This window comes from Aequorivita sp. IT1183 (assembly GCF_058068265.1).
The window spans coordinates 127,462-149,445 of record NZ_JBYRHS010000007.1 but is presented as its reverse complement, the minus strand read 5'-3'; the positions used below and the strand labels follow the sequence as shown (position 1 = coordinate 149,445).

Here is a 21,984-nt window from a genome sequence, read left to right as displayed (position 1 = left end):
TTCATGAAAATTAATACACAAATTCTCAAATCTAAAATCTAACGTCTTACATCTAAATATGAAAAAACTAGCGCTACACTGGAAAATAATCATCGGATTGGTTTTGGGAATTATCTGGGCTTTGCTTTCCAGCCAATTTGGATGGAGTGAATTCACAATAGATTGGATTGCACCTTTCGGGACAATTTTCATCAATCTTCTGAAACTTATAGCGGTACCATTGGTTTTGGTATCAATAATTAGTGGCGTAGCAAATATTGGTGATGCCTCGAGTTTAGGAAGATTAGGAGGGAAGACGCTTCTTGCTTATTTATTCACAACACTATTTGCAGTGAGCTTAGGTCTTCTTTTAGTGAATTTAATACAACCAGGCAAACTCATTGACGAACAGAGCAGAATCGATAACCGTATAAGTTATGAAATCTGGGCAGCTTCGGAAGGACGTCAAATAAAAGATGGGATTAATTATTTACAAGAGCCAGAGTTTTTTGAAAGAGCACAAAAAATTACAGATCTTACAAGGGGCGAATTGAAAGATGCTTCTGTAACCGAAAAAATACAGACTGTAGAAAAAACTAAAAAATCTACTCCATTACAGCCTTTGATAGATATTGTGCCTGAAAATTTCTTTTTCTCTTTGTCGAATAATGGGTTAATGCTGCAAATTATTTTCTTCGGAATATTCTTTGGGGTCTGTTTGTTATTGATTCCTAATGAAAAATCCCGTCCTGTCACCACTTTCATGGATAGTACCATGGAAGTATTTATGAAAATGGTCGATTTGGTAATGCAAGCGGCGCCATTTTTTGTTTTCGCTTTATTGGCAGGAGTTGTTAGCAAAATGGCTGGCGATGATGTTGGGAAAGTATATGAAATATTTAAAGGTTTAAGCTGGTATTCACTAACCGTATTTCTGGGCTTAATGTTGATGATATTTATTATCTATCCACTATTCTTGAAAATTTTTGTAAAAAAAATTCCATATAAAGGGTTTTTCAAAGCAATGGCACCCGCACAAACTTTAGCGTTTTCAACGTCAAGTAGTGCTGCAACACTACCCGTAACTATGGAATGTGTGGAAGAAAATCTTGGTGTCGATAAAAAGATAACCAGTTTTGTTTTGCCTATTGGAGCGACTGTAAATATGGATGGAACCTGCCTTTATCAGGCCGTGGCGGTTGTTTTTCTTGCCCAGCTACATATGATTGACTTAACTTTCGGACAACAACTAACTATTGTATTAACTGCTACATTGGCCTCCATTGGTTCCGCAGCGGTGCCGAGTGCAGGTTTGGTTATGCTAATCATCGTGTTAGAATCTGTTGGCTTAAATCCTGCTTGGATAGCTATCATTTTCCCTGTTGATAGAATTTTAGATATGTTCCGAACCGTAGTTAATGTTACTGGTGATGCTACGGTATGTACTATTATAGCAGATGGCGAAGATATGTTAGACTATGTACCTCACGATAACCCTTCAGAAACATTTGACTTAGATTCTTAATAACACATAAGTACTCTTAATATTATAAATTGTTTTTATACATTAAGCTGATTTACAATTATATATGTAAATTTTTGGCTAAAAAAATATTATTTATTAAATTTGAGTTCTCCCTGGAATAAAACCCAAACTATAAACCTGAGCAAATAACTTCTTAGCTGTGTAAAATACATGGTGATGAAATATTTACTTTTATTCTTCGGGGCTGCATTATTTGTAACTAATAACTATTGCCAAGTTGGAATTGGCACCACAGAACCTTCTGGGGCCAGTATGCTTGAAATTAGCAGTACTTCAGATGAAGGAATTACCTATGGTGGATTTATGCCTCCACGAGTGCCCGATATCGCCGCTCGAGAAGCAATTAATCCTTCGGTTGAAGATGTGGGGTTGCAAATTTTTGTGATCTCTACCGGGGCACTTCAAGTCTGGAATGGTTCAGCTTGGGAAAATATACATGTTATAAATTCGCTGCCAGTAGAACCTTGGATTAATGAATTCCACTATGACAATACAGGAGCAGATGTTGGAGAGTTTATTGAAATTGCTGGTCCAGCAGGTATAGATTTAGGCAATTATAGAGTTTATCTTTATAATGGATCCAATGGCCTAACAACAGTAAGTGTTTTGCTATCTGGTTTAATCGATAATGAATCTAGTGGATATGGAGCTTTGTCTTTCACACCCTCATCTCTTCAAAATGATATGGAAGGTTTGGCACTTGTAAAAAGATCAAATAATCAGGTTATTCAATTTATAAGTTATGAAGGTTCCTTTACCGCATTAAATGGGCCTGCAAGCGGGATTCTCTCTATCAATATTGGTTTTCAAGAGGATGATCCTGGAACACAAGCGGGTTTTTCATTACAACTTACAGGAACTGGAAATAAATACGACGATTTTAATTGGAATCCTCCTGCAGATGATTCTCCAGGTACTTTAAACATTGGGCAGATTATTAATTAATTATAAAAATCTGCTTTTTAATTCTGGAGTTGGAATCATACAACTTTCCTTTTTCCCAAACCATTTGTAGCGATTTCTGGCTATATAGTCATAAACCGCGTTTCGAATGAATTTTGGAACTATCATAACCCCAAAAAGTAAGGGGTAAGCACCCGAAAGATTTGCTGAAATATGAAGTGCAGCCGAAGCTTTTTCATAATATTTATCGCCATCAATGAGTATGATGGAATCAACTTTTGAAGTGTCGATTTTAAATTTTGAAGTCAACTCTTGTCCAATTTCACTTTGTAATGCAGCAAATTTGAAGGTATTTTTAGGGTCACGTTTAATAATAAAATTGACGGCGCCATTGCAAAGATTGCAAACATCATCGAACAAAATGATTTTATGACTATTGGTTTTATTCAAGAATAATTATTTGAGTGAACAGTGAAAATGCTAATTGGAACTGAAAACAACTACTTTATTAAACTTTCTCAAGCTCAGATAAACTCACATTAGTGGTGAATATTCCGTAATTTACAAATGCCTTATTTTTTTCAATAGTGTCTATCGTGCCAATTGCCTTACCATCTATCATTCGCACTCTGTCGCCAATTTTGAGGGTAACTTTCGGTTTTGGCGGTGGTAATCGTTTCGCTTTTTCCTTTTCTTCTTTTTTGCGTTCCCTAATTACTTCAACCTTTTGTTCAACTTCTTTTATTATCTCTTTTTCCTTGGCTTTTACAGCTTTTTTTACTTTTGGAGCCAACTTTTTTCGCTTGCTATTTTCAACCATAACCAGCTTCATCATTTCATCAATCAATTGCTTTTTCTGCTTATTGTTGAAATATTTCTCCGAAAGCATATCTATTTTCTTCCCTAAACTAATTAGTTTTTGGTTAGAGTCGAATAATTCCTGATAGCTTTCCAGTTTTTCCTGCACGCGGGCGTTAACCTCTTCTAGCTGTTTACCCTCTATACGTGCTTTCTGTTCTTCAGATTTAAGCGATTCTGAAGTTTTCCGCAAATTGGAACGTTCTTTTTGAAGATTGGCAATGGTTTTGTCAAAACGTATTTTGCCGCGTTCTATCTTTTTCTTTGCTCTATTAATAAGACTATAAGGAATACCGTTTTTCTGCGCCACTTCAAACGTATAACTGCTTCCTGCTTCACCTAAATGAAGCGAATAAAGTGGTTCTAAAGATTTATTGTCGAACTGCATATTGGCGTTAATAGCGTCTGGAAGTTCGTTTGCCAAGAGCTTTAAGTTGGTATAATGTGTTGTTATTATTCCAAATGCTTCACGTTCATAAAAGACCTCCAAAAAAGTTTCAGCCAAAGCGCCACCCAGTTCGGGATCGCTTCCAGTTCCAAATTCATCTATCAAAAAAAGTGTTTTATTGTCGCACTTTTTCAGAAATTGATTCATCTTTTTTAATCGGTAACTATATGTACTAAGGTGGTTTTCGATGGATTGGTTATCGCCAATATCGGTTAAAACCCTTTTAAAATAGCACATTTCACTTTGAGGTTCAGCTGGAATCAACATTCCACTTTGTAGCATTACCTGCAAAAGTCCGACAGTTTTGAGTGTGATACTTTTTCCACCAGCATTTGGCCCAGAAATTACGATAATTCGTTTATCGGGAACCAGTTCAATACTTTGCGGAAATGTCTTTTCCTTTCTTTTATTGTTAGAAACCAACAAAAGTGGATGGAAAGCATTTTGCAGCAAAATCCTTTTTTCTGAAGTAAGAATCGGTAAAATACCGTTTATTTTCAGTGCATATTTTGCTTTGGCGTAAAGCACATCCATAGCAATTAAATATTCCTGATAGCTCTCCAAAAGAGCGGCGTGTGGTCGTACAAATTCGGTTAATGCTTTTAAAATTCGCTTAATTTCTTCATCTTCTTCATAAAGCAAATTACTAAGTTCATTAGCATAATCAAGGGTTTCCTGAGGTTCTATATAAACGATGCTTCCCGTTTTTGAACTGCCCATAACCGCGCCTTTCACTTTTTTTCGGTGCATAGCTTTTACTGCTAATACCCGCCGGTTATCTACTACAGATTCGCGTATTTCGTCTAAATAATCATTTTGAGAATATTGTGAAAGTGCTTTTGTAAAAGAAGAATTTATCTTTCCTTTTACAACATTCAATCTTCTGCGAATCGTGCCGAGTTCATTTGAAGCCTCGTCCTTTATTTCGCCGTATTTATCAACCCTTTTATTTATTTCTTCGGAAATAAGTGTAGTGTAGTTTACATCCTGAGAAAAGGAATTTAAATGAATGTAGAATTCTTCAAATTTTTTAAAGAATTTAAGCAACATTTTAGTGGTTTCCGAAATAGAAAGAATCTTTCGAAAGCCTGAAATCTCCAACGTACTGTTTTCAATATCCAGCAAACGAAGTTCCCGAAAAATTGGTTCGAAACCGTGGTTCGGAATTCGAATATCTCCTTCAAAAGAAGCGGTAAACTCTTTTACGCGTTGCAGTTCGGGTTCAATTTCGTCAAAATCCCGAAAGGGTATTATGGCTAAAATATTTTCTCGTCCTGGTTCAGTAACACAAAATTCCGATACTTGCCGCAGCACAGAGGGGAATTCTAGGTCTTCTAAAGTTTTATTGTCAATACGGGCTTTCCGCTTTATTTCCATTAATTTTACGTTTTCAGCAATCCTACAAAAGTAACAATAATGGAGGTAACAATCCAGCCCGCATGGAAGGCGATTTTACAGAAAGAATTTGAAAAACCGTATTTCAATAATTTAATTGAATTTGTAAAATCAGAATATAGTTCTTCCCAATGTTTTCCACCAGAATCTGAGATTTTTTCAGCATTTAATCACGCGCCGTTTAATAAAGTTAAAGTCGTAATAATAGGGCAGGACCCATATCATGGACCGGGACAAGCACACGGTTTGTGTTTTTCGGTTGGTGAAAATGTTGCTGTTCCTCCTTCATTGAAAAATATTTTTGAAGAAATTCGAACCGATTTAGGGATAGCAATTCCACAAAACGGAAATTTGGAACGTTGGGCAAATCAAGGGGTTTTAATGCTTAATGCAACTTTAACGGTAAAAGCACATAATGCCGGAAGTCATCAAAGAAAAGGTTGGGAAAAGTTTACAGATGCCGTTATTGAAAAGCTTTCAGAAGAAAGAGAAGGATTGGTATTTTTACTTTGGGGAGGTCCAGCAAAGAAAAAAGGAGCGAAGATTGATACTTCAAAACATTTGGTTTTAACTAGTGGTCATCCTTCGCCATTGGCCGCAAATAGAGGCTATTGGTTTGGGAACAAACACTTCAGCAAAACAAATGTATATTTAAGTGAAATTGATAAAACGCCAATTAATTGGTGATAAGAAAATAATAATGAAAGATAAGAAATGGGGATTATTTCTTATTCTTCTTCTGGTACTTCGGACTCTGTAGCATCGTTACAGCTAAACTGCAACAACAAAAAGTTTGTGACTAACAACGCCCCCAGAACGATTAAAAAAGTAGTCATAATAATGGTTTTTATATTAAGTAGATGCAACATCAACAATGGGGTTGCGTAATTTTTAAGAAAATTTTTAGAAATTATGTAAAATGCTGGTTTCCTGAATTTTATTATTAATTAAATCCAGCTCTACTAGTTTTTGTTGAATGTTTTCTAGCTCTTTTGAAGTTAATTGACGGTCGCTCCAGTCTGTTAATGATAACCATTCACGTACATCTTTAATTTTTTGTCCGTAACGTTTGGCTATCATTTTATCAACATCTGGAAATTCTTTAAAATTGGTGGTTATACTATTTATAACTTTCAAAATAGATTTTACACTCGCTGCTTCATTTTCCAAAACATCATTTCTTACAGCAATTACAAAACTGGGCCAAGGAGTAGGGGATTCGCCAATTAAGCGGAAAGTACCATTGTCTACGTGGGGTTTGGTCATAAACTTTTCCCACATAAAATAGTCGCCGTTTCCTTTTGGAAGTCCTTCCAAAGCGCCTTCTAAATCTTGAATTACTTTAAACCGCAAATCACTTTTTAAATCCCATTCGTGATTTTCTGCATTTACAAAAGCCATTAAATGCGAACCAGAACCGAAACGGCTGATGGCTGCATTTGTTCCTTTTAAATCGCCAACTTCTTCAAAATCTGAAGCTGCAGCAACGTGAATTCCCCATAATAATGGTGATTTCACAAAAACCTGAACTATCTTAGAATCGTTGCCTTTTATGATATCGCGAACCATTCCTTCGGTAAGAATTACGGCCATATCAATTTCTTTTTCGCGAAGGGCACGGGCCATTTGGCCAGTTCCGCCGGGATAATCTCTCCAACGAAGATTAATTCCTTCTTTTTGAAATTCTTTATCGCGAAGCGCGATATACCAAGGTAAGTTAAAGTGTTCCGGCACACCGCCGATTAAAAAGTTTTTCATTCCGTAATTTTTCCGAGCGTATATTGAATAAGTGCTTCAATTGTTTTGGATACATCTTTACTAAAAGTTTCCGAAGCGCGATTAGCAATGATAGCATTCATTGAAACTGCACGGTGACCTAAAAGTTTTGCCATTCCGTACATTGTGGCAGTTTCCATTTCCAGATTGGTTATTTTTTTCTTTTTATAGCGAAAAGTGGTGAGCTTTTCATTTAAGTTTTCATCTTTCAATTTTGCGCGAAGCACACGACCTTGTGGCCCATAAAACCCAACATTTGTAATAGTAATTCCCTGAGTGATTTTTCCTGCCTGACCGCCGTTTGTATTGGAAGTGAATTTTTTCAGCAAAGTTGCATCTGCTTCCACAGCATACGGAACGGAATTATCGGGGTTCCATTGGGTGTGGTCTATAAATGATTGTGCAAAATCGCGATTGAATATTTTATCGGTTTTGTCGTAATAATGCATTACGTTGTCTAAACCAATACCTAAAGCACTTACTAAAAAACTATCAACTTCTATTTCGGGAGTTAGGCCTCCTGAGGTTCCAATTCTAATAATATCGAGCGATGTAAGCTTTTTCTTTATCTGGCGCTTTTCAAAATCTATATTTACCAAAGCATCGAGTTCGTTAAAAACGATATCAATATTATCGGGCCCAATTCCGGTGGAAATTACGCTAATGCGTTTGCCTTTATAAGTTCCTGTGTGCGTTTTAAATTCGCGATGCTCTGCTTTGACCTCAATAGTGTCAAAATATTTTGAAACCGTTTCTACCCGCCCTGGATCGCCAACAGTAATTATTGTGTTTGCCAATTGTGAGGGCGCAAGATCTAAATGATAGATTTTGCCATCTGGCGTTAATATAAGTTCGCTGGGTTGTAAAATATTTGGATTCAAATTTATGGTGTCAAATTAAGTTTAAATGTTGTGGAGTTTAAAAGTTTAGCGCTTTAAAACGAAATTTTTCTTCGATTAGTCGTCAAGATTTAAGGTTTTTTAAAATGCTGACTATTGCCACTATTATCAACCTCCAACTCGTTTCACTTTAAATCCTTTATCCTTTAAAAATTGCATAATCTTATCGCGAAAATCTCCTTGAATAATGATTTGTTCATTCTTAAAACTTCCGCCAACGCTTAGGAGTTGCTTTATTTCTTTTGCAAGTATTTTAAAATCACTATCGGCTCCCGTGTAACCTTCTATAATTGTAATTGGCTTTCCTTTACGTTTTTCATATTTACAAATCAACGGATCGTCCTGTAGCCACAATGTATGTTCCTCCGTTGTTTCAGGGACATCTTTTGGTTCGTGGTCGGGAAATAAATTTTTTAATTGATTTTCTAAAGAATTCAATGTATTATTTTTAAGGGTTGTGATTTCGGCTACGCTCAATCACCGAATTGGTCCTTGAGCGGAGTCGAAGGTTTACTTTTTAATAAGTCCTATTTCCACCAAACGCTGGTGCAAAAATTCGCCTGCAGTAATGTCTTCGTAGGCTTTTTCATTATTTTCATCAATACATTCAGACAAACAATTTAATTTCATATCGCTGCGTGGGTGCATAAAGAAAGGAATAGAATAGCGCGGGCTTCCCCATTCATCACGTGGCGGATTTACAACACGGTGAATAGTAGAACGCAATTTATTGTTGGTTAGCCTTTCAAGCATATCGCCAACATTAATAACAAGTTCGTCTTCATTCGGAATTGCGTCAATCCATTCGCCATCTTTGCGCAAAACCTGCAAGCCGCCGGCTGAAGCACCCATTAACAAAGTAATTAAATTTATATCTCCGTGAGCACCTGCGCGCATAGCACCTTTAGGCTCACTTGTGATAGGAGGATAGTGAATAGGACGTAAAATGCTGTTACCGTTTGTTGCCCAATGGTCAAAATAAAATTCGTCCAGACCAATATAAAGCGCCAATGCACGAAGTACATAAATACCAGTTTTTTCAAGCATTCTGTAGGCTTCCATTCCGGTGTGGTTAAAATCTAAAAGTTCTTTAATCTGTATGTTTTCTGGATATTTTTCTGAAAGATTTGCATCTTCCGCAGGTTCTTGTCCAAAATGCCAAAACTCTTTTAAATCGCCTTCTTTCTTGCCTTTAGCGTGCTCTTTTCCGAAGGAAACATAACCACGTTGCCCTCCAAGGCCCTCAATTTCATAGCTTTCTTTAGTTTCAACAGGAAGTGCGAAAAAGCCTTTTATTTCTTTATATAATTCTTCAACCAATTGATCGCTGAGAAAATGATTTTTAAGTGAAACAAAGCCTATTTCTTCGTAAGCTTTACCTATTTCATTTACAAATTTTTGCCTTCTTTTAGGATCTTCAGATAGAAAATCGGCCAAATCTACACTAGGTATATTGTTCATAACAAAATATTTTTAGGCTACAAAGATACCAAATTGTAAAACTTTAACCGAAGATAAAATTTGCTTTAATAATCCGTATTACAATGGGTTTTTTTCTACTTTTGAACTTGCAAAAAATTAATGATGAAACCAGAAACAACCCCCCATATTTTCTTCGACTATAATAGAAATGATATTGATGACGCTACATTGCTAAAATTATACCGAGGTATGTTGAAGCCAAGGCTGATAGAAGAAAAAATGCTCATTCTATTACGCCAAGGAAAAGTTTCGAAATGGTTTAGCGGAATAGGGCAGGAAGCAATTTCAGTTGGCCTTACGGCTGTTTTGGATAATGACGAATACATTTTGCCAATGCATAGAAACCTTGCGGTTTTCACTATGCGCGATATTCCGCTGCACCGCTTGTTCTCGCAATGGCAGGGTAAAGCGAATGGTTTTACAAAAGGTCGCGACCGAAGTTTTCACTTTGGAACGCAGGAATTTCATATTATAGGAATGATTTCACACCTAGGCCCACAGTTTGGCGTGGCTGATGGAATTGCTTTGGGAAATAAACTAAAAGAAAACAATAAAGTTTGTGCTGTATTCACGGGTGAAGGCGGAACTAGCGAAGGCGATATTCATGAAGCGTTGAATGTTGCTTCAGTTTGGCAACTTCCAGTTCTTTTTTGTGTTGAAAATAACGGCTACGGGCTCTCAACCCCAACTAATGAGCAATATAATTGCGAACACATTGCAGATCGTGGCAAGGGCTACGGGATGGAATCTCATATTATTGAAGGAAACGATATTTTAGAAGTTTATACCAAACTTAAGGACTTAGTTGAAAGCATGCGCACTAATCCGCGTCCTGTTTTGTTAGAATTCAAGACTTTTAGAATGCGAGGTCACGAGGAGGCGAGTGGTACAAAATACGTTCCTACAGATTTAATAGATGAATGGGGTTTACGCGATCCGCTTTTAAATTTCGAAAGCTATTTATTAAATGAAGGCTTACTTTCTGAAGAAAAAATTGAGGAGTTCAAAAAGGAATTTAAGCATGAAATAGATGAAAATCTGGAGATTGCATTTGCTGAGCCAGTAGTTGAATTTAATGAAGCCAATGAATTAAATGACGTCTATAAATCATTTGAATATCAGGAAGTTGCTGAAATTTCAGAAAATGAAAATATTCGGTTAATTGATGCTATTTCACAAGGTTTAAAGCAATCTATGGAACGCCACGATAACCTTATAATTATGGGTCAAGATGTGGCAGAATACGGCGGGGTATTTAAAATTACGGAAGGTTTTGTAGAGCAATTCGGAAAAGAACGCGTTCGCAATACACCTATATGTGAGTCTGCAATAGTTTCGGCAGCAATGGGACTTTCTATTAATGGTTATAAAACTGTAGTAGAAATGCAGTTTGCAGATTTTGTTACTTCGGGTTTTAACCCAATTATTAATCATTTAGCCAAAAGCTATTACCGTTGGAACGAAAAAGCAGATGTAGTAGTACGTATGCCTTGCGGGGCGGGAGTTGGTGCTGGACCTTTCCACAGTCAAACTAATGAGGCTTGGTTTACACACACTCCGGGATTAAAGGTTGTTTACCCAGCTTTCCCTTATGACGCTAAAGGATTATTAGCCACTAGTATTGAGGATCCAAATCCGGTATTGTTTTTTGAGCATAAAGCACTATATAGAAGCATTCGCCAAGACGTGCCTACAGATTATTTTACTTTACCGCTTGGTAAAGCTTCACTTTTAAAAGAAGGTAAAGACGTTACTATCGTGTCTTATGGCGCTGGCGTGCATTGGGCTTTAGAAACTTTAGATCAATTGCCAGAAGTTAGTGCAGATCTTATAGATTTAAGAACATTAATGCCTTTAGACACAGAAGCAATATATAAGTCTGTAAATAAAACAGGAAAATTAATTATTCTTCAAGAGGACTCAATATTCGGGAGTATAGCTTCAGATATCTCGGCATTAGTAATGGAAAATTGCTTCGAAAATTTAGACGCTCCTGTAAAAAGAGTAGGTAGTTTAGAGACACCAATTCCATTTGCAGCAAAGTTAGAAGCAGGCTATCTTCCTAAAGAAAAATTCAAACAAAACCTATTAGATTTATTGTCTTACTAATAATTTAACACTGGTTGTTAAACTTTAGATAAAGACTTAACAAACGTTAAAATTCTTAGCTACTTTAGTACCATACTAATCATTAAAACCATTATTATGTTACGTTGGATCGTTATTTTTCTAGTAATTGCGCTGGTTGCAGCAGTTTTTGGATTTGGAGGCATCGCAGAAGGTGCAGCTGATATTGCAAAAATCATTTTTTACATTTTTATCGTTCTTTTAGTAATATCCTTACTATCCCGATTATTCAGAAGATAATCGAAATTTAACCAATTAAAAAAATCTTATTTATGAAAAAACTCCTCATTTTGGCTGTTATTGTAGCCACAACATTCGCTTGCGGTACGCCAAAGACCGTTCAAGAATCACGAAAAGTTATTAAAGGATATTGGTCTTTAGACAATATTTCCTACGACTCTTCAGGAACATTTAATGTTACTTTATTCAACGACACTTCTGTGGAATGCATGGAAGGTAGCTCTTGGAGATTTATACCTAATAATAATACAGGTAATTACACTATTGATAATACAAATTGCCCTACAGGTGAACGAAATTTCATCTTTACTATTCAGGAAATGGACCCTGCATCTGGACTCTATGATTTTCTGTTAAAACCAACAAACGTAAAAGGAAAATCTGAAACGAACGCGGGTTATAGACTTCGTTTGGCTCAGTTAAACGAATCTTCAATGCGTTGGGAACAAACAGTAAATTTGGATGGTAAGCCTTTTAAAATAAACATGAACTTTTCTAAAATTCAAGAATAATTATGAAAACATTTAAACAAATTACATTAGTTGCATTAGCTCTTACAATGGTTATTAGTTTAGCCAGCTGCGAAGCAACCAAAAATGCAAATAATAAACAGAAAGGTGCCGTAATTGGTGCTGCTGGTGGTGCCGTATTAGGTGCTATACTTGGTAACAATATTGGCAAAGGTGGCAATGGAGAAATTGGCGCTGTAATTGGCGGTGTTGTTGGTGGTGGTGCTGGAGTATTAATAGGTGCCAAAATGGACAAACAAGCTCAAAAGATTGAACAAGAAATTCCAGGTGCTCAGGTAGAGCGAGTGGACGATGGTATTGTTGTAACTTTTGACGAGAATAGTGGTGTTTATTTCGACACAGCTAAATACAATGTTAACGCTAATTCACAAGCATTGTTAGATAAACTAGCTGGCGTACTTAAAGAGTATCCTGATACCAATGTACTAGTTGTAGGTCATACAGATAGTGTAGGGGCAGATGAAATGAATATGACGCTTTCGAAAAACAGAGCGCAGTCTGTAACAAATTACTTTGTACAATCTAAAGGGCTTAGCTCAGGAAGATTTACCACGAATTGGTTTGGTGAAACAGCTCCAGTAGCAGATAATACAACTGCCGAAGGACGTGCAAAAAACCGTCGTGTAAATCTTGCAATCGTTCCTAATGAAAAAATGAAACAAGACGCACAGAAAGAAGCTGGCGAATAATAGCAATATTAAATTTTAAGAATCCCGCACCACTTTTGGGCGGGATTTTTTTTTTAGCTTTAAACTTTATAAATGACGAAAAAACGCAAATGGGATGTAATAATAATTGGCGGTGGACTCGCAGGCCTAACAACTGCGCTGCATCTAGCTAATACAAATATTTCCGTTTGTTTGATTGAAAAAAGTGAATACCCAAACCACAGAGTTTGCGGTGAGTATGTTAGTAATGAAGTATTGCCCTATTTAATATCATTAGGAGTTGATCCATTTTCTGTAGGAGCGAAACAAATTTCAAAATTTAAAATTACTTATACAAAAGGCACTCCTATAACTGCCACATTGCCACTCGGCGGTTTCGGGATTAGTCGTTATGCTTTTGATCAACTTATTTATGAAGCAGTTAAAAACAAAGTCAAATTTATTTTTGACACAGTTGAAAAAGTAAGTTTCGAAGAAAACCAATTCAGTGTAACGACGCAAAAGAAAGAAATTATAAATGCAGATTTTGTAGTTGGCGCCTTCGGGAAAAGATCGAATATTGATTCTTTTTTAAATAGAAGGTTTATGCGGCAGACTTCGCCGTGGCTTGCGGTGAAAGCACATTACGAATACGATTTCCCAGAAGACACCGTTGCACTGCATAATTTTAACGGGGGCTATTGCGGTTTAAGTAAAGTTGAAAATAACGCAGTTAATGCCTGTTATTTAACCACTTTCAAATCATTTAAAAAATATGGCGACATTGACGCTTTTCAAAAAGAAGAAATGTCTAAAAATCCTTTTTTGAAAGATTTTTTCAACAATGCGAAGCCATTATTTAAAAAACCACTTACTATAAGCCAGATTTCATTTCAAGAGAAGAAACCTGTAGAAAATCATATTTTCATGGTTGGCGATAGTGCTGGCCTAATTCATCCACTGTGCGGCAATGGAATGGCAATGGCAATAAAAAGCGCCAAGATTTTTTCCGAATTATTTATAAAATCATTTCAGAAAAACAAATTTAATCGTGCTACTTTAGAAGCAGATTATACAAAAAATTGGGAGGATGAATTTCAAAGTAGATTGAAAACAGGAAGGTTTATACAACGCATATTAATGAATCCATTTACTTCAAAAGTAGGGTTTACGGTGGCCAAAGCTACACCTGCATTGGTGCCACTGATTATTAAAAAAACACACGGAAATATAGTTCAATGATTACATTTAGCAACAAATACAGGTCGCAACAGATTGAAACAATGGACAGTCTAGATTTTCAGGGCGCAGAAATGAAAGCTGTATTAAACGACTTAAAAAGAGTAAACAGATGGTTGGGCGGTAATAGCATAACCATTGATGGCATTCAAAAATTATTACAAAATCATTCTAAATCTGAAAAGATTACTATAGTCGATTTAGGTTGTGGCGATGGCGAATTGCTTCGTAAATGCGCCGATTTTGGGCGGAAGAACAATTACAATTTCGAATTAATTGGGTTGGATTTTAACGAAAACATTGTTCGTTTTGCGGAAAAGCAGAGTAAAGATTATACAAATATTAAATATCTAAAAGTTGATGTCTTTTCAGAAGAAAGTTTAATTCCTAATTGCGATATTGCATTGTGTACGCTGTTTCTTCATCATTTCAGCAATGATAAGGTTGAAAACTTATTGAAAATTTTATTAAACAGAGCAAGTATTGGATTAATAGTAAACGATTTAAAGCGAAGTAAACAAGCTTTCAATTTATTTAAAGTTCTGAGTAAAGTATTTTTAAAAACCAAAACAGCGAGATACGACGGTTTAATTTCAGTTGCGAGAGGTTTTAAAAAGCAGGAACTAGAAAATATTTCAGAAAAAATCTCAAATCAGAAAAGTGAAATTGACTGGCGGTGGGCGTACCGCTACCAATGGATACTCAAAAAAGAATTATGAGCGTAAAAATTACAACAGTTGCAACGCAATTGCCTAAATACAGTAGAGAAACAGCAGAGATTATTCCGTTTGTAGAACAATGGATGCAAAATCAGGAAAGTCGTTTTCAAAGAAAAGTGATTAAAATTTTTGAAGGAGCCGGGGTAGATAAACGCTATTCTATTATGGACCCTTTGGAAGTTTTTACCAATACAAGTTTTGAAGAACGCAACGATATTTATATTCGAGAAATTACAAAGCTCGGCAAACAAAGTCTTGAAAAAGCTTTGCAAAAAGCTAATTGGAAACCTACAGATGTAGATTTTATAATCACCGTAAGCTGTACGGGCATAATGATTCCTTCCGTAGATGCATATTTAATAAACGAACTAAAAATGAGACAAGACATTGTCCGTTTGCCAGTTACAGAAATGGGATGTGCAGCCGGAATTTCGGGTATTATTTATGCAAATAATTTTCTAAAAGCAAATCCTGGAAAACGCGCAGCCGTAATTGCATTGGAGGCGCCCACAGCAACTTTTCAGCTCGAAGATTTTTCAATGGTGAATATTGTTAGCGCTGCAATTTTTGGTGATGGCGCGGCTTGTGTTTTATTGTCTTCAAGTGAAGAAGACGAAGGGCCAGAAGTTCTTGCCGAAGAAATGTACCATTTTTACGATGCTACAGATATGATGGGTTTTAAGCTGGTAAACACTGGGTTACAAATGATACTCGATAAATCGGTTCCTGAGAAAATAGCTGAACATTTTCCAGCAATTGTGCATCCGTTTTTGAAGAAGAATAATTTAGAAATAGCAGATATTGATCATCTTATTTTTCATCCTGGCGGCCGTAAAATTGTTGAAACGGTAGAGGATTTATTCGGTAAATTGGGCAAGAACATCAATGATACCAAAGAAGTGCTTAGGTTGTATGGCAATATGAGTAGCGCAACGGTGCTTTATGTTTTAGAAAGATTTATGGATAAAAAACCCGCCAGCGGAGATTTAGGATTGATGCTTAGTTTCGGTCCCGGTTTTTCGGCACAACGCGTTTTGTTGAAATTTTAATTATGAGCGAATTCAAAAATCAATGGGCAATAATATTAGGCGGCAGTAGTGGCTTAGGTCTTGCTAGTGCTAAAAAACTTGCATCCCGCGGAATGAACATTTGCATTATTCACCGCGATCGAAAAAGTAATTTACCAGTTTTTGAAGAAGCTGTTAAAGAAATAGAAGCATTGGGAGTGGCTGTAAAAACGTTCAATAAAGACGCTTTAAGTGAAGAAGTTAGAACTGAAATTATCAAAGAATTTCCAAAAAATAGTGTAAAACTTTTATTGCACAGCATTGCAAAAGGAAGTTTAAAAAAAATGAATGGTTCCGAAAATGAACTTTTAACCAAAACAGATTTCGATATAACAATTCACGCAATGGCAACCAGCTGGTATGAGTGGGTTCAATCATTAATTGCCAACGAAATATTTACAAATAACGCACGAAATATCGCTTTCACAAGTGAAGGGAATTCTCGGGTTTGGCCAGGTTATGCAGCAGTTTCTGCAGCAAAGTCAGTGTTGGAATCTTTAATGCGAAATATGGCAGTTGAACTGGCGCCGTCGGGAATTACAAGCAATTGCATTCAAGCGGGAACTACGGAAACACCATCATTTTTAGTAATTCCAGGGAGTGAAAAACTCGCTGAAATGGCAAAAGTTAGAAACCCTTTTAATAGGCTCACAAGGCCAACAGATGTAGCAAACGCCGTGTTTTTACTCTGTAAAGATGAAGCCGATTGGATAAATGGAATAGTTATGAAAGTTGACGGCGGAGAAAGTCTAAGGTGAAACTGAAAACAAAAAAGGATCAATATTGAAATCTAAAGAAATAATAGCTAAGCTTCCGTATTCCGAACCTTTTTTGTTTGTGGATGAGTTACTCTCTGTTTCCACTGAAAATATAAGCGGAACTTATACTTTTAGCAAAGACGCTTATTTTTACAAAGGTCATTTTAAAAACAACCCAATTACACCGGGTGTAATTTTAACCGAATGTATGGCGCAGATTGGTTTGGTCTGTTTTGGAATATTTCTTCTAAGTGAAGATCCTCTTTCAGAAAATACTGGTTTCGCGCTTAGTAGCACTGAAATTGGTTTTTATCGTCCCGTATTTCCAGACGAAAAAGTAAAAGTGGTTTCAGAAAAAATCTATTTCAGATTCAACAAATTAAAATGTAAAGTGAAAATGCTGAACATAAATGATGAAATTGTTGCGCAAGGTACCATTAGCGGCATGCTTCTAAAAGAATCTAAAATTAAATGAAGAAACGCGTTGTAATAACAGGGTTGGGAGTAGTAGCGCCAAATGGAGTTGGGGTCCCAACTTTTTCCGAAGCCATTAAAAAAGGGGTTTCGGGTATTTCGTTTTTTCCGGAATTGCGCGATTTGAAATTTTCATGTCAGTTGGGCGCAAAACCAAACATTTCCGAAGAAAAAAAGCGGGAATATCTTTCTGAGTTACAACTTCGAAACTTCAATAGCAGTGGTATTTTATACGGTGTAATTGCGGGAATGGATGCATTGAAAGATGCAAAATTAGAACCCGCAAAATCAGATAGCGAACCTCTATGGGACTTAGGAATAATCTTTGGAACCGGAACCAGCGGCATTGAAAAATTTCGCGAAGCCATTTATAAAATTGACGATAAAAATGTACGTCGCTTAGGGAGCACATCTGTAGCCCAAACCATGGCAAGTGGCGTGAGTGCTTATTTAGGCGGGCTCATTGGCGCCGGAAATATGGTAACTGCCAATTCCTCTGCCTGTGCAACGGGAACTGAGGCGCTTTTAATGGGTTATGAGCACATTGCCAACGGGAAGGCCAATTATATGCTTTGCGGCAGCACGAGCGACCACGGTCCGTATATTTGGGGTGGTTTTGACGCAATGAAGGTGACAACCTATAAATTTAACGAAACGCCGAGCGAAGTTGCTGGCCCGATGAGCGCCGATGCCAGTGGATTTGTACCCGGAAGTGGGGCAGGAGCGTATTTACTTGAATCTTTAGAAAGTGCTCAAAAGAGAGGAGCAACTATCTATGCCGAGATACTTGGTGGCTCAATAAATAATGGGGGACAAAGAGGCGGGGGAAGTATGACGGCACCCAACAGCACAGCGGTTCAGAGATGTATTGAAAATGCGTTACTAAATTCAAATGTTTCTGGGGATGAAATTGATTATATTAATGGGCATTTAACTGCGACAATTAAAGATCCGGATGAAATTGAAAACTGGAGTATTGCCTTAAACAGAAGTGGCTCAGAATTTCCCTATATAAATTCACTAAAAGGAATGGTGGGGCATTGTTTGGCAGCCAGCGGAAGTATTGAAATTGTTTCAGCCATTGTTCAATTGCACGAAGGTTTTATATTTCCAAACGTAAATTGCGAAAATTTGCATCCTAAAATCACTTCCGTTATTTCTTCGGAAAAAATTCCGATGAAACTTCAACATAAATCATTAAAAACAATTGCAAAGGCAAGCTTCGGCTTCGGAGATGTAAACGCTTGTGCTATCTTTAAAAAAATATAAAATATGACTTCGGAAGAAATATATAAAAAGCTTGAACCTATTATAAAGACTTACTTGCCGGAAGATGTGGCTGCTCAGGAGATAAACCCGAATAGCGACTTAACGCGAGAATTAAATATTAATTCTGCGCATTTGGTGGATATTGTTTTGGATATAGAAGATAAGTTTGATATTGAATTTAAGAATGAAGATATGGAGCAACTACGCAGTGTAAATGACGCTATTTCTTTAATTCAGCAGAAAATTTCAGTGTAGTTTGAAATCTTGAGCTTTAAGCGAAATATTAATTCGAAAGGCTAAATTAATTTCTGAATTGTTTTCAAAAAAAAAGGCTTAACTTTTTTATCAACTATTAAAAACAGTTTAAAAAAGTTAAGCCAATCTTTCAACCTTTAATAAAGGTTTGAAAAGCAGTTATTTATTCTTCTCAATAAATCTATCGTCTTCGGTAGTTCTTTCAATATCGGGTTCGGTATCGTTAGACGGGCTTTGTTCAAGACCAGCAGAATCTACATCAAAAAACTCCATTATTTCTGGCGGATTGTCTATTTGCTTGGTTCTTTTACCCATAATTGCAATTGGTCTGGAAATAACCGAATCATTATTCTGAATAATTTTCAGCCAATCATTAGAACCAAAATTCTCCGTAGTTTCGGCATCAATTTCCAGCTGTCTTTTATCTACTAAGTCACCAATTTTAACTCCAAGTGCAGCTGCAATATCAGCCCATTGGGTATCCGAAACTTTAGTTTTTGCTAGATCTATAGCCAAGTATTTTTCGTTAATACCTGTGAGATAGCTTAATGTATGCGTGCCTACACGCGTATTGCTACTGTATATAAGCGTCAATTGTTTTTCATCGCGTGCTATAACTCCCATATTTTTCATGCTATTAATGTGCGTTTAATTTTTCTTTGCGTTTTTGAAGTTGTGAACGAAGTTCTGTAATTACTTTTGCTACCGAAGCCTCGAAAGATCCTGTGGACGTTTCAGCAAAAATGGTGGGGCCGGGCATACTTAAACGTACGCTACAGATTTTTCCTATTTCGGGGTTGGTAGTATTTTCCTTTTTAAAATATACATCAGCGCTTACAATGGAGTCGTATTTGGTTTCAAGTTTGTTTAATTTTTCAGCAACAAATTCTTCTAATCTTGGGCTTGCTGACACCTCGTGATACTCGAAATTTATATTCATATCTTTTTAATTTGGATTTCAAATTTAAAGATACAATAGCAAAAAAGTGAATCCAAACTTTTAATAGGATTTTGTGAATTAATCCTCTTCCACCACTGTAGGGTTGGGGTCTGGAATTACAATAGAAGCAATAATACCAGCTGCGAGTGAAAGACCAATAACACCCAGCGAAAGCCATTCAGGAATTTCAACATTGTGCGATAGAATCATTTTTACACCTACAAACGCAAGAATAACAACCAGACTGTAATTGATATATCTAAACTTGGTTAGCATTCTGGAAATTAAAAAGTACATAGATCGCAGTCCTAGAATCGCCAGAATGTTTGAACTAAAAACTATAAAAGGATCGGCAGTAATTGCCAAGATTGCAGGAATACTGTCTAATGCGAAAAGTATATCTGTTAATTCAATAATCAGTAACGCAACAAATAGGGGAGTTGCAGCGCGAATTCCCATACGTTTAATGAAGAATTTATCTCCGTCCATTTTGTAACTTACAGGGAATAGTTTCTTCAAAAAACGAAACATTTTCGAACTTTTTGGGTCGAAAGTAGATTCTTTATGGGTCAACATTCTAAATGCCGTAATTAATAGGAAGGCTCCAAAAACGTAAATTATCCAATCAAATTTATTTATTAATGCAACACCGAAAAAGATCATTAACGCTCTAAACACAATAGCTCCTAAAATTCCGTAGAATAAAACTTCGTGCTGATATTTTTGTGGAATTTTAAATGAAGAGAAAATAACGGCAATTACAAAAACATTATCAATACTCAAGGAAAGCTCTATCAAATACCCAGTAATATATTTAAGTACAGCTAATTGAGGGGTTAAATTAGTAGGATTTTCCACTAACCCATCTTTAAATAACCACCAGATAACTCCGGAAAATCCGAGCGCTACGGTTACCCAAATGGCAGTCCAAATAGCGGCTTCTTTTGTTTTGATAACGTGTGCTTTACGATTGAAAACACCAAGATCAAGTGCTAAGAATAAAAGTATAAAAGCTGTAAAAATTACCCAGACCATCATTAGTTAAAATTTTGAACAAAAATAGGATGAAATGTAATCCAAAAGTGATATTGAAACGTTAATAATGGTATAGAGCGTTAAATCTTTTTTAAATAGTTTTCAGGCTAATCTTAACCTATTAAATTTAAATAAAAAGTACATTTCTCATCTTTCAAACTAAATTAATAAAAAGGTTTCGTTTCTAGAATTTGATTTAATTATCTTCGGAAGACGAAACATTTTTTTATTGCAGAACTAAATGGCAAACCCTAACAAAATCAAAACCGACGAACAGCAAAATATTGATGAAGAGTTGCAAAAATCTGATTCTTCAGAATTGACTGAGGCGAAATCGCACGGTGAAATACTGAAACAACAAATAATTGAAGGGCAGGAAACATACAATAAAAGCCCTATAAGTATTTTGCTAAGCTCCTTTACTGCGGGTTTGGAGATAGGTTTTAGTTATTTACTTATTTGTGCATTATATTTCTTTCTAGTCGGGAAAGTTGAAGAAGACACAATTATAAAGTTGCTGTCTTTTGTCTATCCTGTTGGGTTTATCATGATAATTTTGGGACAATCCATACTTTTTACCGAACAAACCTCATTGTTAACGCTTCCCGTTCTCAACAAACAAAGAACTCTCGGGAGCCTTTTAAGATTATGGGGATTGGTAATTTTGGGGAATCTACTTGGAGGTTATCTTATGGCGTTTTTATTCGTTTGGATAGGTCCGCGTTTGGAGATTTTTGATCTTGTAACTATCGAAAAAATAGCCATTCACGTAACCGATTACGATAAAATAACAATTTTTGTAAGTGCAATATTAGCCGGTTGGTTAATGGGCTTGCTTTCTTGGCTAATTGCAGCGTCCAAAAGTACGCTTAGTAGAATTGTATTGATATTTATTATTACGGCGGTTATTGCGTTTACTGGGCTTCACCACAGTATTGTTGGTAATGTAGAAGTATTTGCTGGGTGGATTAGTTCGCCCGCAATTACATTTACAATGTATTTATCTTTTATTGGCTTGGCACTTTTAGGAAATGCCTTGGGCGGTGCTTTTTTCGTGGCTTTATTGAAATATCGCGCCTTTGTTTACGACGTGGAGGGATAAATTTTAAATATCCATTTATTATATATTGAACAACATTCGCAGTAGTTTCCAATAAAAAATCCCTCGATAAAGGGATTTTTTTTATTTGTGCTTTTAGCGAATAGTAATGGATTATCCTGGATTAATATTTGCTCCTGGCTTTGATTTTGCCTTTGGTGCTGCCGGTGCCTTTGTAGCAGCTGGTTTTTTCGGATTTTTATTTTCCGGCTTCTTTTCTGGTGTTTTGGCCATGATTAAATATTTTTAGTTAAACAATAGCTTAAAGATAACCATTTAAAATTCATCTTCAATTTAAT

General features: G+C 36.2%; 25 protein-coding genes. 15 read left to right on the top strand and 10 right to left on the bottom strand.

The window, feature by feature from the left end; translation table 11 throughout:
• The first annotated feature begins 58 nt into the window (after positions 1–58).
• Positions 59–1,504 (top strand): dicarboxylate/amino acid:cation symporter, encoded by a 1,446-nt coding sequence (locus AC3RVF_RS15220; RefSeq protein ID WP_489689980.1) that lies wholly within the window; start codon positions 59–61, stop codon positions 1,502–1,504.
• Between the two features lie 177 nt (positions 1,505–1,681).
• Positions 1,682–2,470: a hypothetical protein gene (locus AC3RVF_RS15215; RefSeq protein WP_489693723.1), complete on the top strand. Its 789-nt coding sequence runs from the start codon at positions 1,682–1,684 to the stop codon at positions 2,468–2,470.
• On the opposite strand, the gene AC3RVF_RS15210 is transcribed toward AC3RVF_RS15215, so the two are convergent.
• Both AC3RVF_RS15210 and AC3RVF_RS15205 read right to left on the bottom strand, forming a co-directional pair.
• Positions 2,471–2,878, bottom strand: coding sequence for a thiol-disulfide oxidoreductase DCC family protein (locus AC3RVF_RS15210; protein ID WP_489693722.1), 408 nt, complete (start codon positions 2,876–2,878; stop codon positions 2,471–2,473).
• 58 nt (positions 2,879–2,936) lie between these two features.
• Positions 2,937–5,111 carry an endonuclease MutS2 gene (locus AC3RVF_RS15205; RefSeq protein ID WP_489689983.1) on the bottom strand — a complete coding sequence of 725 codons (2,175 nt, stop codon included), beginning with the start codon at positions 5,109–5,111 and terminating at the stop codon, positions 2,937–2,939.
• Positions 5,112–5,150: 39 nt separating this feature from the next.
• Between AC3RVF_RS15205 and ung the strand changes: the two genes are divergently transcribed.
• Entirely contained in the window at positions 5,151–5,816 is a 666-nt protein-coding gene (gene ung / locus AC3RVF_RS15200) for a uracil-DNA glycosylase (RefSeq protein ID WP_489693721.1), read from the top strand.
• A 41-nt stretch (positions 5,817–5,857) separates the two neighbouring features.
• On the opposite strand, the gene AC3RVF_RS15195 is transcribed toward ung, so the two are convergent.
• The 5 genes from AC3RVF_RS15195 to AC3RVF_RS15175 form a co-directional block, all read right to left on the bottom strand.
• Positions 5,858–5,998, bottom strand: a complete 141-nt coding sequence (locus AC3RVF_RS15195; RefSeq protein ID WP_489689985.1) for a hypothetical protein — start codon at positions 5,996–5,998, stop codon at positions 5,858–5,860.
• A 34-nt stretch (positions 5,999–6,032) separates the two neighbouring features.
• On the bottom strand, positions 6,033–6,887 hold the full coding sequence (locus tag AC3RVF_RS15190; protein WP_489689986.1) for a substrate-binding domain-containing protein: 855 nt from the start codon (positions 6,885–6,887) through the stop codon (positions 6,033–6,035).
• Positions 6,884–7,786 (bottom strand): nucleoside phosphorylase, encoded by a 903-nt coding sequence (locus AC3RVF_RS15185; protein WP_489693720.1) that lies wholly within the window; start codon positions 7,784–7,786, stop codon positions 6,884–6,886. The genes AC3RVF_RS15190 and AC3RVF_RS15185 overlap by 4 nt, the downstream gene beginning before the upstream one ends.
• Before the next feature lie 126 nt (positions 7,787–7,912).
• On the bottom strand, positions 7,913–8,242 hold the full coding sequence (locus tag AC3RVF_RS15180) for a translation initiation factor (RefSeq protein ID WP_489689988.1): 330 nt from the start codon (positions 8,240–8,242) through the stop codon (positions 7,913–7,915).
• A gap of 72 nt (positions 8,243–8,314) precedes the next feature.
• Positions 8,315–9,265 (bottom strand): isopenicillin N synthase family dioxygenase, encoded by a 951-nt coding sequence (locus AC3RVF_RS15175; protein ID WP_489693719.1) that lies wholly within the window; start codon positions 9,263–9,265, stop codon positions 8,315–8,317.
• Positions 9,266–9,385: 120 nt separating this feature from the next.
• Between AC3RVF_RS15175 and AC3RVF_RS15170 the strand changes: the two genes are divergently transcribed.
• From AC3RVF_RS15170 to AC3RVF_RS15120, 11 genes are all read left to right on the top strand, one after another.
• Complete coding sequence (locus tag AC3RVF_RS15170; protein ID WP_489693718.1) at positions 9,386–11,395, top strand: alpha-ketoacid dehydrogenase subunit alpha/beta; 2,010 nt, start codon at positions 9,386–9,388, stop codon at positions 11,393–11,395.
• A gap of 96 nt (positions 11,396–11,491) precedes the next feature.
• A complete protein-coding gene (locus AC3RVF_RS15165; protein WP_489689991.1) occupies positions 11,492–11,653 on the top strand; it encodes a DUF1328 domain-containing protein in 162 nt (53 codons plus the stop codon).
• Positions 11,654–11,685: 32 nt separating this feature from the next.
• Complete coding sequence (locus tag AC3RVF_RS15160; protein ID WP_489689992.1) at positions 11,686–12,165, top strand: lipocalin family protein; 480 nt, start codon at positions 11,686–11,688, stop codon at positions 12,163–12,165.
• Positions 12,166–12,167: 2 nt separating this feature from the next.
• Positions 12,168–12,872, top strand: a complete 705-nt coding sequence (locus tag AC3RVF_RS15155; protein WP_489689993.1) for a YiaD family glycine zipper/OmpA-like lipoprotein — start codon at positions 12,168–12,170, stop codon at positions 12,870–12,872.
• Positions 12,873–12,944: 72 nt separating this feature from the next.
• The gene (locus AC3RVF_RS15150) at positions 12,945–14,072 is read left to right on the top strand and encodes an NAD(P)/FAD-dependent oxidoreductase (RefSeq protein ID WP_489693717.1); all 1,128 of its coding nucleotides are present in this window, start codon (positions 12,945–12,947) and stop codon (positions 14,070–14,072) included.
• Positions 14,069–14,788, top strand: a complete 720-nt coding sequence (locus tag AC3RVF_RS15145) for a methyltransferase domain-containing protein (RefSeq protein WP_489693716.1) — start codon at positions 14,069–14,071, stop codon at positions 14,786–14,788. Before AC3RVF_RS15150 ends, AC3RVF_RS15145 begins: the two co-directional genes overlap by 4 nt.
• Positions 14,785–15,837: a type III polyketide synthase gene (locus AC3RVF_RS15140; RefSeq protein ID WP_489689996.1), complete on the top strand. Its 1,053-nt coding sequence runs from the start codon at positions 14,785–14,787 to the stop codon at positions 15,835–15,837. The genes AC3RVF_RS15145 and AC3RVF_RS15140 overlap by 4 nt, the downstream gene beginning before the upstream one ends.
• Positions 15,838–15,839: 2 nt before the next feature.
• On the top strand, positions 15,840–16,613 hold the full coding sequence (locus AC3RVF_RS15135) for an SDR family NAD(P)-dependent oxidoreductase (RefSeq protein WP_489689997.1): 774 nt from the start codon (positions 15,840–15,842) through the stop codon (positions 16,611–16,613).
• A 25-nt stretch (positions 16,614–16,638) separates the two neighbouring features.
• A complete protein-coding gene (locus AC3RVF_RS15130; protein ID WP_489689998.1) occupies positions 16,639–17,088 on the top strand; it encodes a 3-hydroxyacyl-ACP dehydratase FabZ family protein in 450 nt (149 codons plus the stop codon).
• Entirely contained in the window at positions 17,085–18,356 is a 1,272-nt protein-coding gene (locus tag AC3RVF_RS15125) for a beta-ketoacyl-[acyl-carrier-protein] synthase family protein (protein ID WP_489689999.1), read from the top strand. Before AC3RVF_RS15130 ends, AC3RVF_RS15125 begins: the two co-directional genes overlap by 4 nt.
• Before the next feature lie 3 nt (positions 18,357–18,359).
• A complete protein-coding gene (locus AC3RVF_RS15120) occupies positions 18,360–18,611 on the top strand; it encodes an acyl carrier protein (protein ID WP_489690000.1) in 252 nt (83 codons plus the stop codon).
• 159 nt (positions 18,612–18,770) lie between these two features.
• Here the strand turns inward: AC3RVF_RS15120 and AC3RVF_RS15115 are convergent, their stop codons facing one another.
• The 3 genes from AC3RVF_RS15115 to AC3RVF_RS15105 all read right to left on the bottom strand — a co-directional run bounded on the left by AC3RVF_RS15115 (position 18,771) and on the right by AC3RVF_RS15105 (position 20,589).
• Positions 18,771–19,235: an arsenate reductase family protein gene (locus AC3RVF_RS15115; protein ID WP_489690001.1), complete on the bottom strand. Its 465-nt coding sequence runs from the start codon at positions 19,233–19,235 to the stop codon at positions 18,771–18,773.
• A gap of 13 nt (positions 19,236–19,248) precedes the next feature.
• Positions 19,249–19,551, bottom strand: coding sequence for a ribosome hibernation-promoting factor, HPF/YfiA family (gene hpf / locus AC3RVF_RS15110; RefSeq protein WP_489693715.1), 303 nt, complete (start codon positions 19,549–19,551; stop codon positions 19,249–19,251).
• A 78-nt stretch (positions 19,552–19,629) separates the two neighbouring features.
• A complete protein-coding gene (locus AC3RVF_RS15105; protein ID WP_489693714.1) occupies positions 19,630–20,589 on the bottom strand; it encodes a TerC family protein in 960 nt (319 codons plus the stop codon).
• Between the two features lie 238 nt (positions 20,590–20,827).
• Here AC3RVF_RS15105 and AC3RVF_RS15100 point away from each other — a divergent pair, with 238 nt between their 5' ends.
• The gene (locus tag AC3RVF_RS15100) at positions 20,828–21,688 is read left to right on the top strand and encodes a formate/nitrite transporter family protein (protein WP_489693713.1); all 861 of its coding nucleotides are present in this window, start codon (positions 20,828–20,830) and stop codon (positions 21,686–21,688) included.
• Positions 21,689–21,984 lie beyond the last annotated feature (296 nt).

Coding starts and splice junctions, on each gene's coding strand:
- AC3RVF_RS15220 (WP_489689980.1), top strand. CDS start 59: ATGAAAAAACTAGCGCTACACTGGAAAATAATCATCGGATTGGTTTTG.
- AC3RVF_RS15175 (WP_489693719.1), bottom strand. CDS start 9,265: ATGAACAATATACCTAGTGTAGATTTGGCCGATTTTCTATCTGAAGAT.
- AC3RVF_RS15125 (WP_489689999.1), top strand. CDS start 17,085: ATGAAGAAACGCGTTGTAATAACAGGGTTGGGAGTAGTAGCGCCAAAT.
- AC3RVF_RS15195 (WP_489689985.1), bottom strand. CDS start 5,998: ATGTTGCATCTACTTAATATAAAAACCATTATTATGACTACTTTTTTA.
- AC3RVF_RS15205 (WP_489689983.1), bottom strand. CDS start 5,111: ATGGAAATAAAGCGGAAAGCCCGTATTGACAATAAAACTTTAGAAGAC.
- AC3RVF_RS15190 (WP_489689986.1), bottom strand. CDS start 6,887: ATGAAAAACTTTTTAATCGGCGGTGTGCCGGAACACTTTAACTTACCT.
- AC3RVF_RS15150 (WP_489693717.1), top strand. CDS start 12,945: ATGACGAAAAAACGCAAATGGGATGTAATAATAATTGGCGGTGGACTC.
- ung (WP_489693721.1), top strand. CDS start 5,151: ATGGAGGTAACAATCCAGCCCGCATGGAAGGCGATTTTACAGAAAGAA.
- AC3RVF_RS15160 (WP_489689992.1), top strand. CDS start 11,686: ATGAAAAAACTCCTCATTTTGGCTGTTATTGTAGCCACAACATTCGCT.
- AC3RVF_RS15105 (WP_489693714.1), bottom strand. CDS start 20,589: ATGATGGTCTGGGTAATTTTTACAGCTTTTATACTTTTATTCTTAGCA.
- AC3RVF_RS15115 (WP_489690001.1), bottom strand. CDS start 19,235: ATGGGAGTTATAGCACGCGATGAAAAACAATTGACGCTTATATACAGT.
- AC3RVF_RS15100 (WP_489693713.1), top strand. CDS start 20,828: ATGGCAAACCCTAACAAAATCAAAACCGACGAACAGCAAAATATTGAT.
- AC3RVF_RS15155 (WP_489689993.1), top strand. CDS start 12,168: ATGAAAACATTTAAACAAATTACATTAGTTGCATTAGCTCTTACAATG.
- AC3RVF_RS15140 (WP_489689996.1), top strand. CDS start 14,785: ATGAGCGTAAAAATTACAACAGTTGCAACGCAATTGCCTAAATACAGT.
- AC3RVF_RS15215 (WP_489693723.1), top strand. CDS start 1,682: ATGAAATATTTACTTTTATTCTTCGGGGCTGCATTATTTGTAACTAAT.
- AC3RVF_RS15145 (WP_489693716.1), top strand. CDS start 14,069: ATGATTACATTTAGCAACAAATACAGGTCGCAACAGATTGAAACAATG.
- hpf (WP_489693715.1), bottom strand. CDS start 19,551: ATGAATATAAATTTCGAGTATCACGAGGTGTCAGCAAGCCCAAGATTA.
- AC3RVF_RS15120 (WP_489690000.1), top strand. CDS start 18,360: ATGACTTCGGAAGAAATATATAAAAAGCTTGAACCTATTATAAAGACT.
- AC3RVF_RS15165 (WP_489689991.1), top strand. CDS start 11,492: ATGTTACGTTGGATCGTTATTTTTCTAGTAATTGCGCTGGTTGCAGCA.
- AC3RVF_RS15170 (WP_489693718.1), top strand. CDS start 9,386: ATGATGAAACCAGAAACAACCCCCCATATTTTCTTCGACTATAATAGA.
- AC3RVF_RS15135 (WP_489689997.1), top strand. CDS start 15,840: ATGAGCGAATTCAAAAATCAATGGGCAATAATATTAGGCGGCAGTAGT.